The sequence below is a fragment of the Erwinia sp. S43 genome (assembly GCF_016624745.1).
GTDB classification, from domain to species: Bacteria; Pseudomonadota; Gammaproteobacteria; order Enterobacterales; family Enterobacteriaceae; genus Erwinia; species Erwinia coffeiphila.
In genome coordinates this window covers 35,029-51,349 of sequence record NZ_JACVTX010000002.1, presented here as the reverse complement: position 1 = coordinate 51,349, position 16,321 = coordinate 35,029, and the positions used below count along the sequence as shown (strand labels likewise).

The window sequence follows — 16,321 nt, the reverse complement described above, 5'->3', positions numbered from 1 at the left end:
CCAGAACTGCCCGACGCGCTGTGGCTACCTTGAAAGGGGATTCCGTAATTGTGTTCTGCTGCTAGTCCTCACCTCGACTTTTATCCCGACGCTACAATGGCTTAAATGACCGAATGCGTCAGTTTGCCTGAAAATAATCCGCAGCGCTGAGCCTGGTCAGGAATCCCGATTCAGTTCATCAGCCCAACACGACGTTCCCCCCTGGAAAAATTCAAGCGATATAGCTATCAAAACTCGGGCGGGTGGCGGAGACTGTGGGCAATCCGCAGCGCTGAACGTAGAGAAGATGCTAAATTCGGACACAAAACAGATCGGTCTTTGCCTCCTGGTTTTCTCAGATAACACAAATATCAAAACGCGGGCGGGTGGCGGAGACTGTGGGTAATCCGCAGCGCTGAACGGAGTGACGAAAGCCAGGATTCGCCTGCAAGGACGCAGGCGAAAGGCACAGCCGCGCAGGACGCGCGTCTGTGCCGGTCCGTGAGGCTGACGAGAGAAATGAAGGAACCGCGAAGCGGCGCGAGGACCGCCCGCAGGCTCCGCCACCCGCCCGAGTCAGCACTATGCCAACCAGATTAATTAAACTCCCCCGCCACCTCAGACCACAAACTCACCCGCTGATCTCTTCCTTTATAAAATTCGATCTCACGCTGAATCCCCGCGCTCTTATCCCAGCCTTCAAGGTCCAGAATAATCAACTCGCTCATGGCATCAAGAAACACAGCATCGATCGGCGCCCACATCTTGCCGATATTCGCTTTCTCCGTTTTCTCCAGCACCAGATTAATCGGATGAGACATAGTGACCTGGCTGAAAATAACATTTCCCGACTCGGCAATTTTTGCCGCAACTTTATTACACGCCAGAAAACGTTCGTGAACGACCTTCTCGTCTGCGTGGCTGTACGGGCAGGCAAGGAAAATTTTACGCATATAAACCTCAGTAATATAAGAGTCTGATAAAAAATATAAAAGTTATTCAGATGGAAAACATGATTGCTTACGACAGCAATACGGTTAACCCTGATTTAAAATATCGGCCATCTGCAATAATTCGGTAGTGCCTTTTCTGGTAGCAACCAGATGAGTGCCGCCTGCTAAATAACACCTGAAAGAATAAAGATTATTATTCAACCTTTCTGCACAAACTTTATTAATTAAAAGAGTACTTCAACTCATGGCACGGATGATAAAAAGCTGATGCTATTAATCATTTTTCATCACAGGCAGTATGTAAACTTCATGAATACAATCGTGTTTATCGCATTACTGGCTTAACTGTGCGGCCATTTTAGTTTCGGATGATTCACTCTCATTTAATTCATCGCGCTTTTCCATTCGCTGCGCTTCTGGTACGGAAATAAATATCGCAATCGCCACCGCAATCGCCCCTGCCATAAATTTACCCACCATAATCGGCAGTACCAGAGTCGGCTGGAAGTTAGCCGTGAAGGCCAGATGGTCACCTAACGTTGCCTGAGCACAGATCCCGAAGGCCACGCAAAGCACTTTGTCACGGGCGCGCATGTCTTTAAAGAGATGATACACCGCGATAATGTTCGCCAGCACCATCACAATCCCCAGTGCACCGGCTTCGGTCAGCTTCAGCTGGCGACCAATAAATTGCATCGGGCGGTGACAGTATTTCTGGAACAGATAGCAAATCGGGAAGGTTCCGGCCAGCATAATGCCGATATATCCGGCGATCTCAATGGCTCGATACAGCTCCTTTTCATCGGCGAACAGCGGGTCGAATACCCAGCCGCCGAAGACTTTAGTGAATACGCCGGTGAAATGCTGAATAATACAGGCCGCCAGCACCAGTTTAATAAAGGCGTCCATGATTTTGCCGAACATCAGGAAGCCGCGAACCATCCATTCAGTGCGGTATTTTAATCCCAGCGCCAGCAGGAAGCAGAACGCAAACAGCGGTGATAAAAGCTGTAGTGCATTAACAAAATCAATCGTCAGATAGTGACTGGCCGGTGACGATGTGGAAATAATATCGCGTACCGGGATGTTATTTACGGTAATAATCATCAGTGAGATCAGTACGCCAAACGGAATGCTGATTAATCCCGCCATTGCACCCAGCGCCAGATATTTATGGTCGCGCTTTTGCAGCATAATTAAACCTACCGGGATCAGATAAACAATACTGGCTCCCGAGGTGTAACCAATCAGCATCGCGGTGATCCACTGATCGCGGTTCGAGGCAATCACATCCGCCAGCTGGTAGCCGCCCATATCCACGGCAATAATCGACAGTGCGGCAATCGACACATCCGACCCCATCGACTCGAACAGCGGGCCGATAGTATGCGTAATACCGTAGGAAATAATCGGAATGGCAGCCATTATCCCCGCCTGCGCCAGAAATACCGGGCCGATGGAGTGAATACCGTTAACAAATTCTTTCCCCAGTCCGCTTTCCGGGCGAACGATCGACGCCATTGCTCCTAGCAGCGTGCCAGCCATGATGATGTAAATAATGATATTTCCAATCTCTGACATGATAGCCTCTTATTATTATGCTTTCCGCAGGTTGCGTGAGCGATTAATGATGTCCTGATACCGTTCAAAATAGGGCGTGAAGTCCCTGCTTTGTGGTTCAGTGATGGACTGCTGGTTTCTGACTTTCATCGGATGCGTATTGCCTAACCCTCTTCTCGCCAGCAGCGCCACGCCCTGGGCGGTGATCTCGCGGTTAGAAGGGGAAACAATGCGTTTCTGAATCAGGGTGGCAAGGAACTGCTTGAAATAGGCGTTGGAAGACAGGCCGCCGTCGACGGAGATGGTGTCGCCAATGCTGCGCACCTTGTCCATGGCGTTAATCACTTCGGCGGAGCGCACGGCAATCCCTTCCAGAATGGACTGCAGCATGTCTTTGCGTTCGGTTTCCAGCGACAGCCCGGCCCAGACGCCCGCCGCTGAGCGATCCCAGTGCGGGCAGCCCAGCCCGGAAAGCGCCGGAACAAACGCCAGGCCGCGTGCAATCGCCGGTTCGTCCGGAAAATCGGAGAACTCCTCCAGATCGCTGTACAGGCCGATTTTTCCCGCCCAGTTGATCGCGGAGGCCGCGTTATAGACGCCGCCGTCCAGACCATACAGTGGGTTTTCACCCGGCAGCTTCCAGCACAGCGTGGGGAGCAGGCCGGAACCGGCGGCATCAGGCACTTCTGCGCCGGTAATTGATTGTAAAAATGCGCCGGTGCCAAAGGTGATCTTCATCTGGCCTGGTTCCAGACAGCCGTGGCCGTAGGTTCCGGCAAACTGGTCAACGATGCAGGCGGTCAGCGGGGTGGTGTTCCCTTCATAGCGCACGTCGCCAAAGTGGCTGATGTTGTGACGCACTTCCGGCAGGGCTTCTATCGGCACGCCGAAGATGCGGCACAGCTCCTCATCCCACTGCAGGGTGTGGATATTGAACAGCGAAGTGCGGGAGGCGGAGTTGTAATCCGTGGCATGCACGCCGCACAGGTGGAACATAAAGAAGGAATCCATCGTCCCCAGCCGCAGATCGCCACGGCGCAGTAGCTCCTGCGCGCCGGCCACGTTCTGCATCACCCAGCCCATTTTGCTGGCGGAGAAATAGGTATCCAGCGGCAGCCCGGAGCGTGCACGCACCGTCTCTTCTACGCCGTCGGCGCGCAGTTTACGAATGGTGGCTTCGGTACGCTGATCCTGCCAGATAATTGCATTGCACAGCGGCAGCCCGCTGCGTGCGTCCCAGGCAACAATGCTTTCTCCCTGATGGGCCAGCCCGATAGCATCCACCACGCCACAGTGATTCAGGCAGTTGCGGATGTTACGCAGGATCTCCATTGGATCGTGTTCAACCCATCCCGGGTTTGGCGTGAGCTGTTTGTGGGCGATCGCGGCGGGCGAAAAGTGTTTGCCGTCCTCGCTGAACACGACAACGCGCGTTCCGGTTGTTCCCTGGTCAATGGCTGCATAGCGTTGGTTAAGCATATAACCCTCAGTTCTTATGTGTTACTTAAATGTTGCCAATAAGCGATTTCCCACCATTTAGCATCATAACCACACATCAAATCAACATTAATATCACATTACACTGTACAAACGTGACATGCCTCATACTTTTTCCTTATGTCCATGTGGGTATTTTGCAGCAGTTTTCAGGGATATAGCCGAGCCATAAAAATGGGTCATATGATGGCGAAAGATACCGTCAATCCCTTGAGTATCGCGGTTCTGACGGGAAACGAGGCGCGGTGGCTCACAGAGATGAAAAATGTTCTGAGGGGGAATTTGCAGATAATCGCGGCGAGCCGGTGGGGAAATCAACAAACAAAAACAACATGAAAACAACATTGAGATGTGGTTTCTGTTGACGGTATCGTACTTGTCCGACATTTAGCGAATGCGTACTATTGCGGTTTACGATCGGATGACCGGAAATTTACATGGATCACTCAAACGGTTCGGAACGCAGGAACATCATCCTGGAAAAACTCAGGGAAAGCGGCCAGGTATTTGTGAACGACCTGGCGGAGTTCTTCAACGTCTCTCAGGAAACGATTCGTCGCGACTTCAACAAGCTTGAAGAAATGCGCTATATCAAGAAGATCCACGGCGGTGCGGTCAGCGCCCAGTTTGGTTTTGAGCTGGAATTCAAGGAACGGGCAAAGCTGGCAGAGGAAGAGAAAAAATCCATTGCCGCACGCGCCGCAGAACTGGTGAAGCCGGGAGATTCCCTGTTTATCGACTTTGGCACCACCACCATGGAGTTCGCCCGCCAGATTAGCGCAATTAACAATCTGACGGTGATCACCAATTCGCCGGTGATCGCCAACCTGTTCCATGATAATGCCACCATCAAGCTGATTCTGATCGGCGGCGAGTTCGGTTCGTCGAAGATGGAGTGCATCGGCCCGATTGCCCTGCAGTCCATCAGCGCGTTCTACGCCGATTATGCGTTTATCGGTGCTGGGGCCGTCAGCCCGGAAGCCGGTGTGATGGACCAGGATCTGAACGAAGCTGCCATCGCCAGGCAGATGATTAAACAGAGTAATCAGGCGGTGGTGCTGGCGGATGGCCACAAGGTAAACAGCCGCGCAACCGCGCTGGTGGCAGTGTGGAAGGATATTTCCTGGCTGATTACCACCGATCCCGACCGTAAACTCAGGCAGCTCTCGTTCCCGAAACACCTGAATGTGGTTGTGGCCTGAGATAACAGGATGTTCTGATGGATGTTAATCTTGCAGGCTTTCTCCCCGCTCTGCTCCCCGTTGCGCTGTCTCCCGGAGCCAGTTTTACGCTGGCGATGAACAGCGCCTTCGCCGGAGGCCGCAGCGGCCTGGTTCGTACGCTGGCGGGCACCGCGCTGGGGATTTATACCCACGCGCTGCTGATCGGGCTGGGAGTGACTGCCGTTCTGGTGGCTTCCCCCGCGATGTTCGGCGTACTGAAAGTGGCCGGGACACTGTATCTGCTGTGGCTCGGCGTGCAGCTGATCCGCAGTGGACTGCGAGCTGGCGCGATGGACTTCAGCGGCGATGAAGGGGCGATTACGCTAAAGAATGCCTGGCTGGCGAACGTGCTGAATCCCAAGGCCATCGTGTTTTATCTGACCGTGGTGTCGCAGTTTGCCGGGCGGCAGGGTGACATAACCGATTATCTGGTTCTGGCGTCGGTACATATCGTAGTGATGGTGTTATGGCTGATTGTTGTCAGCTATTTACTGATTTTCTCCGCCAGCAAAGCCGATCCGGTGAAGATTAAAAAAACCGTGAATATTGCCGGTGGGGCGTTGCTGATTATATTTTCGGTTTTGGCGGCTTTTCATTGAGCAACTTCTGCTACGGCTACTGTTGCAACTGCAACTGCTGCTGAGGTGCACCAGCCTGAGGTCGTGAATGTCACTATTTAGATAAAAAAACACCGCCAGCACAACGCCAGCGGTGTTTTCTAAGCAGAACGACTAACCCGTTACGTCCTGACCCGCAGCGCGGCCTCGATCTTATCGGCGACCTTGGTCACCACCCATGCAATCACCATATAGAACAGCACCGCAATGGCGAAGGCTTCCAGATAGTAGAAGTTCAGCGCGGCGGTCAGCTGCGCCTGAGCGAAGATATCCACCACCTCAATCGCAAAGGCCAGCGACAGCGCCTTCATAATCACCATAAACGAGTTCGCCAGATCGGGGATTGCCGAGACGATAATCTGCGGGAACATCACCCGGCGGAAAAGCTGCCAGTTGCTGTAGCCCAGCGCATGTGCGGCATCGGACTGGCCGCTGTCAAAGGCGTTCAGTGCGCCCTTCACCACTTCGGCCTGAAACGCCGACACGCAGGCGGTCAGCGCCACGATAATAATCACCCAGTTTGGCAGGGAATGGGCGTTCACTTCCACGTTCAGCACCGAGGCAACAAAGTGCAGCGCGGGCGGCAGGCCGTAGTAGGCGAGGAAAATCACCACCACCATCGGCATCCCTTTGAAGGCCACCTTCCAGGCGATCACCAGCTGACTCAGCACCGGGATGCGCCGGTATTCCACCAGCGCGAACAGGCCCCCGACCAGCGTGGAAGTGATAAAAATCAGCACCGCCATCGCCAGCGTAACGGGCACGGCATCCAGAATGCTCCAGAAGTCCGGCAGTAATACATCAATATCAAACATCACACTCTCCCGGTCAGAGGCTTGCCGTGAACTTCACCTTCGAAGCGGCCGTTTTTGAGCTGTACTTTGCATGGCGGCGTTCAAAGAAGCGCACAATAAGCCAGGCCACCAGGCACAGCAGCGAGTAGATCACCGCCAGCACCAGATAGGTGCCGAACTGATACTGGTTATAGTCGCGCTCCATAATCAGATGCGCCGTTGCCATAATGTCGGCGGCCCCGATATACATCACCAGTGCCACGTTGTGGATCAGGTAAATGATCGCGTTGCCGTAGCCGGGCAGCGCGATATGCACCGCCTGCGGGCCGATGACGCGGAATATTTTTTGCTGGAAGGAATAACCGAGACTGTCCGCCGCATCGTGCTGTCCGCGCTCAACGGCCAGATACGCCGGGCGCAGTACCTCCGACAGATAGCCTCCGTGATACAGGCTCAGGCCAATCATCGCGGCGATATTGGCGGAGAACACATCACCCAGTCCCAGCAGCGATGACACCAGCGGCAGCCCGTAAAAGGCCACAAACAGTTGCAGCACCACCGGTACGCTACGCGCATAGGATACGTACAGATCGGCAAGCTGACCGACCACGGGGATACGGTAAACCCGAAGGGTTGTGGCGATCAGCGCGAGGATAAACCCGACGATGATGGCGACGAACATAATCCCGAGTGTCAGCGGCAGGGCCGACAGCAGCTCGGGAATCATGGAAGCGAGATCCACGTTGCAATACTCCTGAATACAGTTTCAGCCGGTATGCCCGGCTGAAAACCTCGGGTTAAAGCGGAGGCGTTATTTGATGTACTTGCTGACGTCTTCGCCAAACCATTTCACCGACAGCTTATCCAGCGTGCCGTCATCCTTCAGCTCTTTCAGCGCCTTGCTGATGTCATCGCTCAGGACTTTGTTCTCATCCGATTTGTGGATCAGCGCGTAAGTGTTGTTGATCACCACCGGCTCGCTGGCCACGATGTTCAGCTTCTGGTTGTCGATAACCGTCTGCTCGCCGAGGTTGGAAGGCAGGATCAGCGCATCGTATTTGCCGTTCTGAACTTCTTTCAGGCGATCCGGGTAAGGGATACCGGCGCTGGAGGCTTTGATATCAATCTTGTCGGCCGGGTTTTCCTGCTGCCACTGGGTGATGAACTTGTACACGCCGCCACCGGCGGTGACCGGTACGATTTTCTTGCCGACCAGCCCTTTCATATCGTCGATCTTGTCGTCTTTACGGCTGTAGATTTTCATCAGACTGGCACCCATCGGGCTGTCCGGGATCAGGAACTGCTTGCTGCGCGCGGGCGCTTTGTAATAGCCGCCGGTGGCCATATCGTATTTCCCGGTGACCAACCCGGTTTCCTGCGCGATATCCGCCGCGCCTTCCATCACAAACTTGTACTGCGGCAGCTTCGCGTTCACCGCCTTCAGCACGTCCGGCTCGTAGCCCTGCGGCTCCACGCCAATCGCACCCCAGGAGAGCGGCTTGGATTCTGCGGCGGTGGCGATTTTAATGGTGCGAACGGACTCTGCGTAGCTGGCTCCGGCGGCGGTCATCGCCAGCGTGACGGCAACCGGCAGGGCCAGGCGGCGTAAAACAGTTTTGAATGCAGGCATGTCTTCGTTTCCTTTTAATTATTAGATGATGCGTTCAGCGTTAAGGAATTGCGCAAGTCGTGGCGTTGACGGGTTGTCAAAGATTTCCGCCGGGCTGCCTTCTGCGGCCACCACGCCCTGATCCATAAATACAATTCGGTTCGAGATATTTTTGGCAAACTGCATTTCGTGCGTCACCAGCAGCGAGGTAATGCCGGAAGACGTCACATCTTTAATCACCTTCAGCACTTCACCCACCAGTTCCGGGTCCAGCGATGAGGTGGGTTCATCAAACAAAATCACGTCCGGGCGAACCGCCAGCGCGCGGGCGATGCCGGTACGCTGTAGCTGCCCGCCGGAAAGCTGAGACGGGTAATTGTCGAGCCTGGTCGACAGGCCAACCCGATCCAGTTCCTGACGGGCGATTTCCCGCGCTTCCTCTTTCGATTTGCGCTGAACCACTATCAGAGGGTCCATGACGTTTTCCAGCACCGTCATATTTTTAAAGACGTTGAACTGCTGGAACACCATGGCGGTACGCAGGCGGATAGCCTGAATCGCCGCTTTATCCGCCGCGCGATAATCCATGCGGATATCGTCGAAGGTGATGGTGCCGGAGGACGGTTTCGCCAGATAGTTAATGCAGCGCAGCAGCGTGGTTTTACCGGTGCCGCTCGGGCCGATAATCGACACCACATCGCCACGATTTACCGAAAGGTTGACGCCTTTCAGGATCGGGGTGCTGCCGTAAGAGAGCGTAATATCGTTAAGTTCAAGCATGGAATTCAGTGTCCTCTCGGCTGTGCCGGGCGCAGAACGGGTTTATTTTTCCACCCCGGCATGGCCGAGGACGTGCATCAGGCGGTTTGCCCAGCCAAAAATGGCGGTGGCGTGGATCAGGTCGATAATTTCGCGATCGTTCATACCCACTTCGCGCAGCGCCGCCACATCTTCCGGCGTGGCTTCCGACGGCGTGACCGACAGGCGGCGGGCAAAGCGATAAATTGCCGCATCGCGCGGACCGAGCTGGTCTTCGCGGTGGTAATACAGGGCGCTGACCAGCGCGTTATCTTTGCGCAGCTGCGCGTGGCGGCGGGCGTGAACCACGGCGCAGTATTTGCAGCCGTTGACCAGCGATGCGCCCAGCGCACCCAGCTCGCGGTCGGCGCGGTCCAGGCCGCCTTCCACGTACATAATGGCGTTAAACAGCAGCGTGCGGGCCACGTAGCTTTCCGGGTCGTGCGCCAGAGTGCGCACGTACTCCGACACCTTCTTGTTTGACGGCGTGACCTGCATGGCAGCCAGCTGTTCCGGGGTGGCATCGGCCAGTTCAACCGGGGCGATCCACGGGTGCCAGCTCAGCGGTTTCAGGGTAACGGACGGGATCATTCGGACCTCATCAGACGCAGACCCGCGGCGACGCGCGTCTGGAAATTCACAAAGGCAATCAGTTCAGACAGCGCGACAATCTGCGGGTTGTTCAGCCCGGCCTGCTCAAGCCGCCGGATCGCGTCGGCGTCGGCGCGGTCAGGCGTCAGGGTAATCAGGTCGCTGTGGCGGCCCAGCGTTGCCAGCGGTTCCGGCAGCGCAGACTCCCCGGCGGCCAGCGCCAGCAGCGATCCATCCGGCTGCTGTTCTGCCAGCAGCGCATCGTATTCGGCAATCAGCGGGCTATCGTCGTTCAGCGCGGCGATGCGGCGGGCCAGCGCCAGGCGCAGTGCCGCATTCAGACCCAGATCGTGTTCGGGCGTCAGCACGGAACGGCGGCAGGCTTCTGCGCCATCAACAAATTCGGTGCGGAAGCGACGGGCGTGGAACAGCGCATCGTCCGGCTTCAGCCCGGCGGCTTTATCTATGGCGTCGATCACAACGCATTCTCCTTTTTCAGCAGAGGTGAAGCATCCACCCACTCGTCGCCCTGCAGTTCTGGGGTGTCGTAAGCCTGTAAACTGGCGTAATGGCTGGCGACGTCTTCGGCAAACAGCGACGCGGTAATGCCGCGCACCAGCCGCTCGGCCCCGGCGCTGACCGCCGGAATATCGCCGGATACTTTGCCGTGCGTCAGCATGGCGGCGTCGTTAAAGCAGTAGATATGAGCAAGCTGCGGGCAGGTTCCCGGTACTTTCTCGCGGAACTCGAAATCCGGACCGAGGTCGGGCGCGTCCAGCATGCTGGCACGCGGGGTGCCCATTTCCGGCGTGTAGCGGCCGTCAGACCAGCTGCGGATAAACGGGGCAACGGCGGCGAACTCAGGCCGGCCGTTAAAATCGTTGGCAAAGCCGGTGGCGGCAATCAGAAAGTCGTAATGCTTCTCGCCCTGCGTGGTGGTAATCGCCAGACCTTCACCCTCTTCCCGCACCGCCTCGATGCCGCAGTTCAGGTAGAAGTGCGCCTGCGGATGACGGGAAACGCGCAGCGTGGAGGATCGCGGCGGCGGCGTCTGCGAAGCGGAGGTGTAGTCAACGAACTTCCACTTCCAGTCGTCCGCCAGGCGATGCATACCGTGAACCACGCCCTGGCTGCCGATGCCGGTCATTTTATTGATGCGCGGCATTTCAGCACGGCGGATCAGCATATCTACCGCAGCGGCACCGGCCTCCAGCGCCGTGGCGGCGTTATCCATTGAGGATGCGCCCGCACCGATCACCGCCACGCTTTTCCCGCTCAGCGCCGCGAAGTCGATATCGTCAGCGGAGTGCGCCCAGAAGCGGCGATCGACGCCCTGCAGGAAGTCAGGAACAGCGGCCCCGCCCAGACCAGAGCGTCCGGTGGCCAACACCAGCCGACGGGTATAAATTGGCCCGGTTTCGGCACCGGTGAGGTCCAGCGCAATCAGGTCGTCGATTGGGGTGATGGCGGTAATGCGAACATTGTTACGCACCGGCAGATCCAGCACCTGGCGATACCACACCAGGTAATCCATCCACTGATTTTTCGGGATTTTATCCAGTTCCTGCCAGGCCTCTGCGCCCCACTGGGCTGTAAACCAGGCGCGGAAAGTCAGCTGCGGCAGACCGAGCGCCGGGCCGTGCAGCGTTTTTGGTGAACGCAGGGTTTCCATGCGGGCGAAGGTGATCCACGGGCCTTCCTCTCCGGCCGGAGCGGCATCGTAGGCCACCACGTTGCTGATGCCGGTGAACAGCAGTTTCGCCGTAGCCGCCAGGCCGCACATTCCGGCTCCAATCACCACCACGTCGCGCACGGCTTCACCGTGCAGGGTGCGCGGCGGCACCCAGGATTTTGCCGGGAGCTCAAGCAGTTCAAGATCGGATCGGAGCCGCTCTTCCAGAGCCTGAAGGCCGATCGCCGTTGCTGGTGCAGCAGAATGCGTCATGGTTATTTTCCTGAATGCTATCTTGCCCGAGCGGCAGGCAGCCTGCCTGCAAAACCCCGGATAGCGTCAATTTTATTATTCAAAAAAAGCATGATTAAGCATTAAGAATTAAATATTCACATAATCATGCGCAATCGCTGGATAATCCTCCGCGCTATGATTTGTGTCAAGAAAGTGCTTACATTTCGAACGACAGATTTCTTATATCTTATGCCGAAATTGATATATAGACGGGTTTGGGAAGGTCAGAGCAGCGGCGCATTCCTGAAGGAGATGCGCCGTGTAGCGATCAGCTGTCCTGGTTGATCAGCCGCATCACGCGCGGGTGTTCAGCGGCAGGCATCTGCTGGAAGCCGGGCAGCAGCGCGGCGGCCGCCGTAGCCAGCGCGCTGACCAGCGACTGCGCGGCGCTGGAAAGCGGCCGCCCCTGCGGGGTGATCACGCCGAAGAAATAGGGGATCTCTTCCTCAAGCGGGCGAATCGCCACGCCCGCCAGCGGCATACCCCAGGCGGTAACCGGCTCCAGAATGGCTACGCCCAGCCCGGCGCGCACGCAGGAAAGGATATTGGCGGAAGAGTTAGTTTCGATGGTTTCGTGCAGCGGCGTTTTCAGCTTTTTAAGCGCTTTTTCAAAGCGGCCGCGCAGGCGCAGCGGGTTCCATGGCGCAATCAGACGCCGCCCGGCCAGATCGCCGAGCGTGATCTGCTCCTGCGCCGCCAGCGGGTCGTCCTGCGGCAGCGCCACCGCGCAGCGCGACTGGCCGATCCAGTGCAGTTCCACCGCGTGATGCTCAAGCGGCAGGCTGCACAGCGCAATGTCTGCTTCACCGGAGATTACCGCGTGCGCCGTGTGCTCGGCGGATTCACTGATAATCTGCACTTTGTTCTGCAGGCTCAGCGAGGCCAGCGCCAGCGGCAGCAGCCCCGCCGCCAGCGCGGGCGTGGCGGCGATATGCAGCGGGCGATGCTGCTGGCTGCCAATTTCCTGCGCCCGCAGGCGGATCTGCTGTAGCGACAGCAGCGCTTTTTGCACGTACTGATGCAGCTGTAGCGCTTCCGAGGTGGGGTGGATGCGCGGCCCGTTGCGGATAAACAACGGATAGCCCAGCGACTGCTCAAGATCCTGAATCAGCCGTGAAACAGCGGGCTGTGAGCGATCCAGCGCTTTCGCCGCCGCCGTCACGCTTCCGGCGGAAATCACCGCGGCGAAGGCTTCCAGCTGCTTTAAATCCAAATCCTGCAGTGGCGTCACGGCTTCACTCCTGTGCCAGGATGGCTTCGGCCAGCAGCGTATCAATCACCAGCGTGTTGGCAAAGCCGCCCTTCAGCGCGGCAACGATGGCGGTGAGCTTATCCAGCCCCGAGGCCACCAGCAGGCCGTTCATCTGGCGCAGGGTATCCAGCTCAATGCCGATCACGCGATCGTCCACCTCGCCGAGCAGCGGCTGCCCTTCACTGTCAATAAAGCGACCGGCAATAATCCCCGCCGCGCCGTGGGCAACGTAGCGTTCAACTTCTTTTTCGGTAACGATTTTAAACTGGGTGACGTGGCCGTCCGGGGTGCAGGGGCTGACGGTGAAAATGGCTTTATTACAGCGGGTCAGATGCTGTAGCTGTTCGGCGATAATCGGCTCTTCGCGCAGCAGGCGGGCCAGCTCGTTGTTGCTGCACACGGCGGGTGCGTTGAGAGTGACGCACAACGCGCTCAGCCGGTGGGCTATTTCAATCGAGCAGCGTTCGGCGGTGGGCAGCAGCGGGTTGGACATCGCCCCGATCAGCTGCCGTACCGTCAGATTTTCAATCGGCCAGTACGGCACCTTATCCGAGATCAGGCTCAGCGTGGAGCCCCAGCTCACGCCGAGCTGATCGCCAGGCTCAAGGAAATCAAGCAGGACATGCGCAGCCGCTTCACACACTTCGTTAAACCGACTTTCGTCCGACAGACCGTCAGCGGGAATAACAAAGGCATCGTCCAGAGAAAAACGCTCCGCAAGACGGTCAGCAAGATCGTTGGTGCGGAAGTGCTCACCGCTTAACCTTACCGAGACAATCTCCCGCGTTTTGGCCAGCCTGAGGTAGTTAATCACCGTCAGGCGGGACAGCTTCATGCGGGTGGCGATTTCGCTTTGCGTCAGGTTTTTCACGTAATAGAGCCATGCCGCTTCGGCAATGATCCTGTCTGACGGCGACGTACTCTTGGGCTGCGTCTTGATATCCTTGCTCCTGGTTAGGTTAAATCTGACCGGAGCACATCTTCCGTTATCTCGCTATCGGTTTCAAGATGACGATCGGCACGCAGGCCTAATCGTTGTAAATCCGCATGATAGCCGCGCACGGCTTCCAGCGAGGTGGCTTCGCGATCCACCACCCGGCGCATCCAGTTCACCATGGTCGGCTGATGCTCCGCGCCGTTGATCTTGCGGCCAAACAGCGCCAGCCTGCCGCCGTGCCGTTCTGCCTGCGCCAGCAGTTCGAAGGTATCGCGATGTGTACCCTGCCCACCGCCGAGTACGCCCACCACCACCGACGGATCGTGGCTGACCAGCTCTTCCAGCGCCTGCGGCCCGTTATAGGCCACTTTAAGAAACTCCGGGCGCTCTGCACGGGTCAGCGAGGCCAGCGTGCGGATAATGCAGTCGTTAATAAACGCCGGAGTATCCCGGGCGCTGAGTCCGGTATCCACGTTCGGGTTAAACACCTCCAGGAAATGCATAATCCCGTGCGAGCGGGCGTCAGCGCGGAAGCGTGCGTATGCTTCCAGCGAGGCGACATCGTGTCGTGCATCATTGATCCAGGTCAGCGAGTAAAGGCAAATCGGCGCGCTGGCAAACTCCAGCGCCGCGCCGCGATACGGCAGCGGGGCAAACTCGCGGTAGCGGCCGCCGCGCAGCCCGACCCAGGCATCGGTGGCTTCATTGCCGCGAAACGCCGCCAGCATCCGGCTGCCCTCGAAAGCACCCTCTTCCTTCAACTGCTCCATGGTGGCGGTAGAGGTCAGCATGATATCCAGCGTATCCTGCTGGATCAGATCGCGGATCTGCTGATGGAATTCAGGCCGGGTGCGCAAACCCGCAGCGGCACCGCTGCCGTCGCGGCGATAGCCCATTGCGGTTACACCTGCGGCCAGATCGCCGTCTTTGGCATCGGCCAGCATAAAATCACCCGAACGATATTCACCGCGACGGATACGATCGATTTTTTCAGCAAATCGCGTGGTTTGAAACGGTAGTAACGAACTCATTTTTTACCCTTATCAGTAATCGGAAGGTTGAACGTCAAGCAGCGCTTTGATTCCCTGGTCGAGGCGCGTGAATTCCCGGTAGCGGGCCTGCAGTACCGCCACATTTTCGGCAACGGGTTCATGGCGGCGCAGAATGCGGCTCATGGCGGCAGTAGCCTGCTCCAGCGAGGTATAAATCCCGCCCGCCACGGCGGCACAGATCGCCGCGCCCAGCGCGCCGACCTCCGGCGTATCCACCACCTCAACCGGACGGTTACAGGTATCGGCGAAGATCTGCGCCCACAGCGGTGAACGCGCCGCCCCGCCGGTCAGACGGATAGCCTCCGGCCAGGTACCGTCGGTGTGAACCAGCAGCGCTTCGGCGTGGCGGCGGTGCTCAAACGCCACACCTTCGCAGATGGCGCGAATCATCGAAGCCTCGTTGTCCGTGGCGCGCAGGCGCATAAAGCTGCCCTGGTACGGATCGGGGCCGTGGATATACGGCATAAAGAAGCAGCGCTGGCTGTCAACCGGGCAGCCTGCCGCGATGTTCATCGCTTCGTCTACGTCGATCCGGTTGCCCAGCGCGTGTTTGAGATACCAGCCTAAATTGGCGGCCGATGACGGGCTGCCTTCGGCGACCAGTCTGGCTGCACCGTCGCGGTAGAGCATATTCAGCAGCGGATAGTTCTCGCTTATCGGGCGCGGCACTTCGATGGCGTTAATCGCCCAGGTACCGGCAATAAACACCATACGATCCGGCGAAGTAACGCCCGCGCCCAGTGCGCAGGAGGCCACATCCATCATGCTACCGGCGACCGGAATGCCCTCGCGCAGCCCGGTCAGCTGGGCAATCCCGGCGGTGATCCGCCCGCCGATGGCGGAGCTGTTGACCACCGGCGGCAGCTTCTCCGTCAGCGGTCGATGGCCCAGCAGTTCGAATGCCTCCACGGAATAGTCCTGCCTGTCGAGATTCATCAGTCCGCCGCCGCTGGCATCGGACGGATCGGTCAGCGCCTCCTGTGTCAGGCAGAAACGAATGAAATCCTTGCAGGCCAGGCCCCAGCGGGTTTTCGCCATCACCGCAGGCTCATTCTCCGCCAGCCCGGCCAGCTGGATCAGCGTCTGGCCGCCCCATGGACGGTGGCCGTTTTCATCACTTAACGCACGGTCCTGCCCGGCGGCAATGGTGCGATCGGCAATCGGCTGGGCGCGATGATCCACCGAGACAATGCCGGGACGGGTGGGCTGTCCATGCTGGTCAACGAGGAAGATGCCGTTGCCGAAACCGGTACAGCCAACGGCAACCACCCGTCCGGCGGTATCGCCTTCCAGCACGTCGCGGATGGCGGTGAGCGTGGCCTGCCAGAAGGCATCACCGTCGCGTTCTACCCGGCCATCCGGATAGTGTTCGGTGGTCACTTCGGCGTTGCGGTGGCTGACCAGACGCCCCGTACTGTCAAACAGCGCGACTTTGACGGCGGTGCCACCGGCATCGATGGCGAGAACGAGAGGTAAGTAGGATGCAGACATAA

At 57.6% G+C, this 16,321-nt stretch carries 16 protein-coding genes; 2 read left to right on the top strand and 14 right to left on the bottom strand.

Annotated features, from left to right (window positions below):
* Positions 1-575: 575 nt before the first annotated feature.
* The 3 genes from IBT47_RS02495 to IBT47_RS02485 all read right to left on the bottom strand — a co-directional run bounded on the left by IBT47_RS02495 (position 576) and on the right by IBT47_RS02485 (position 3,971).
* Positions 576-932, bottom strand: coding sequence for a DUF1937 family protein (locus IBT47_RS02495; protein WP_105591748.1), 357 nt, complete (start codon positions 930-932; stop codon positions 576-578).
* 333 nt (positions 933-1,265) lie between these two features.
* The gene (gene eutH / locus IBT47_RS02490; protein WP_105591747.1) at positions 1,266-2,513 is read right to left on the bottom strand and encodes an ethanolamine utilization protein EutH; all 1,248 of its coding nucleotides are present in this window, start codon (positions 2,511-2,513) and stop codon (positions 1,266-1,268) included.
* Positions 2,514-2,528: 15 nt separating this feature from the next.
* Positions 2,529-3,971, bottom strand: coding sequence for a glycerol kinase (locus IBT47_RS02485; protein WP_200559022.1), 1,443 nt, complete (start codon positions 3,969-3,971; stop codon positions 2,529-2,531).
* A 455-nt stretch (positions 3,972-4,426) separates the two neighbouring features.
* On the opposite strand from IBT47_RS02485, the gene IBT47_RS02480 reads away from it, so the two are divergent.
* Both IBT47_RS02480 and IBT47_RS02475 read left to right on the top strand, forming a co-directional pair.
* The gene (locus tag IBT47_RS02480) at positions 4,427-5,191 is read left to right on the top strand and encodes a DeoR/GlpR family DNA-binding transcription regulator (RefSeq protein ID WP_200559021.1); all 765 of its coding nucleotides are present in this window, start codon (positions 4,427-4,429) and stop codon (positions 5,189-5,191) included.
* 17 nt (positions 5,192-5,208) lie between these two features.
* Positions 5,209-5,811, top strand: coding sequence for a LysE family translocator (locus IBT47_RS02475; protein WP_200559020.1), 603 nt, complete (start codon positions 5,209-5,211; stop codon positions 5,809-5,811).
* 140 nt (positions 5,812-5,951) lie between these two features.
* Here IBT47_RS02475 and IBT47_RS02470 read toward each other — a convergent pair whose 3' ends face one another.
* The 11 genes from IBT47_RS02470 to IBT47_RS02420 form a co-directional block, all read right to left on the bottom strand.
* Positions 5,952-6,644 carry an amino acid ABC transporter permease gene (locus tag IBT47_RS02470; RefSeq protein WP_200559019.1) on the bottom strand — a complete coding sequence of 231 codons (693 nt, stop codon included), beginning with the start codon at positions 6,642-6,644 and terminating at the stop codon, positions 5,952-5,954.
* Positions 6,645-6,657: 13 nt separating this feature from the next.
* Positions 6,658-7,350, bottom strand: a complete 693-nt coding sequence (locus tag IBT47_RS02465; protein WP_200559355.1) for an amino acid ABC transporter permease — start codon at positions 7,348-7,350, stop codon at positions 6,658-6,660.
* Positions 7,351-7,434: 84 nt separating this feature from the next.
* Positions 7,435-8,253 carry a transporter substrate-binding domain-containing protein gene (locus IBT47_RS02460; RefSeq protein WP_105591742.1) on the bottom strand — a complete coding sequence of 273 codons (819 nt, stop codon included), beginning with the start codon at positions 8,251-8,253 and terminating at the stop codon, positions 7,435-7,437.
* A gap of 21 nt (positions 8,254-8,274) precedes the next feature.
* Entirely contained in the window at positions 8,275-9,012 is a 738-nt protein-coding gene (locus IBT47_RS02455; protein ID WP_105591741.1) for an amino acid ABC transporter ATP-binding protein, read from the bottom strand.
* 42 nt (positions 9,013-9,054) lie between these two features.
* Positions 9,055-9,621 carry a peroxidase-related enzyme gene (locus tag IBT47_RS02450; protein ID WP_105591740.1) on the bottom strand — a complete coding sequence of 189 codons (567 nt, stop codon included), beginning with the start codon at positions 9,619-9,621 and terminating at the stop codon, positions 9,055-9,057.
* A complete protein-coding gene (locus tag IBT47_RS02445) occupies positions 9,618-10,100 on the bottom strand; it encodes a hypothetical protein (protein ID WP_200559018.1) in 483 nt (160 codons plus the stop codon). Before IBT47_RS02445 ends, IBT47_RS02450 begins: the two co-directional genes overlap by 4 nt.
* Positions 10,097-11,566, bottom strand: a complete 1,470-nt coding sequence (locus IBT47_RS02440) for an NAD(P)-binding domain-containing protein (protein WP_200559017.1) — start codon at positions 11,564-11,566, stop codon at positions 10,097-10,099. The genes IBT47_RS02445 and IBT47_RS02440 overlap by 4 nt, the downstream gene beginning before the upstream one ends.
* 289 nt (positions 11,567-11,855) lie before the next feature.
* On the bottom strand, positions 11,856-12,818 hold the full coding sequence (locus IBT47_RS02435; protein WP_200559016.1) for a LysR family transcriptional regulator: 963 nt from the start codon (positions 12,816-12,818) through the stop codon (positions 11,856-11,858).
* A gap of 4 nt (positions 12,819-12,822) precedes the next feature.
* Positions 12,823-13,710, bottom strand: a complete 888-nt coding sequence (locus IBT47_RS02430; protein ID WP_200544953.1) for a sugar-binding transcriptional regulator — start codon at positions 13,708-13,710, stop codon at positions 12,823-12,825.
* A gap of 83 nt (positions 13,711-13,793) precedes the next feature.
* Positions 13,794-14,807 (bottom strand): hypothetical protein, encoded by a 1,014-nt coding sequence (locus IBT47_RS02425; protein ID WP_200559015.1) that lies wholly within the window; start codon positions 14,805-14,807, stop codon positions 13,794-13,796.
* A gap of 12 nt (positions 14,808-14,819) precedes the next feature.
* Positions 14,820-16,319: an FGGY-family carbohydrate kinase gene (locus tag IBT47_RS02420; RefSeq protein WP_200559014.1), complete on the bottom strand. Its 1,500-nt coding sequence runs from the start codon at positions 16,317-16,319 to the stop codon at positions 14,820-14,822.
* Positions 16,320-16,321: the final 2 nt, after the last annotated feature.

Excerpts from the sequence above, each read along its gene's own strand:
- IBT47_RS02485 (WP_200559022.1), bottom strand. The coding sequence starts at position 3,971 with ATGCTTAACCAACGCTATGCAGCCATTGACCAGGGAACAACCGGAACG.
- IBT47_RS02475 (WP_200559020.1), top strand. The coding sequence starts at position 5,209 with ATGGATGTTAATCTTGCAGGCTTTCTCCCCGCTCTGCTCCCCGTTGCG.
- IBT47_RS02470 (WP_200559019.1), bottom strand. The coding sequence starts at position 6,644 with ATGTTTGATATTGATGTATTACTGCCGGACTTCTGGAGCATTCTGGAT.
- IBT47_RS02420 (WP_200559014.1), bottom strand. The coding sequence starts at position 16,319 with ATGTCTGCATCCTACTTACCTCTCGTTCTCGCCATCGATGCCGGTGGC.
- IBT47_RS02480 (WP_200559021.1), top strand. The coding sequence starts at position 4,427 with ATGGATCACTCAAACGGTTCGGAACGCAGGAACATCATCCTGGAAAAA.
- IBT47_RS02440 (WP_200559017.1), bottom strand. The coding sequence starts at position 11,566 with ATGACGCATTCTGCTGCACCAGCAACGGCGATCGGCCTTCAGGCTCTG.
- IBT47_RS02455 (WP_105591741.1), bottom strand. The coding sequence starts at position 9,012 with ATGCTTGAACTTAACGATATTACGCTCTCTTACGGCAGCACCCCGATC.
- IBT47_RS02450 (WP_105591740.1), bottom strand. The coding sequence starts at position 9,621 with ATGATCCCGTCCGTTACCCTGAAACCGCTGAGCTGGCACCCGTGGATC.
- eutH (WP_105591747.1), bottom strand. The coding sequence starts at position 2,513 with ATGTCAGAGATTGGAAATATCATTATTTACATCATCATGGCTGGCACG.
- IBT47_RS02460 (WP_105591742.1), bottom strand. The coding sequence starts at position 8,253 with ATGCCTGCATTCAAAACTGTTTTACGCCGCCTGGCCCTGCCGGTTGCC.
- IBT47_RS02495 (WP_105591748.1), bottom strand. The coding sequence starts at position 932 with ATGCGTAAAATTTTCCTTGCCTGCCCGTACAGCCACGCAGACGAGAAG.
- IBT47_RS02465 (WP_200559355.1), bottom strand. The coding sequence starts at position 7,350 with ATGATTCCCGAGCTGCTGTCGGCCCTGCCGCTGACACTCGGGATTATG.
- IBT47_RS02425 (WP_200559015.1), bottom strand. The coding sequence starts at position 14,807 with ATGAGTTCGTTACTACCGTTTCAAACCACGCGATTTGCTGAAAAAATC.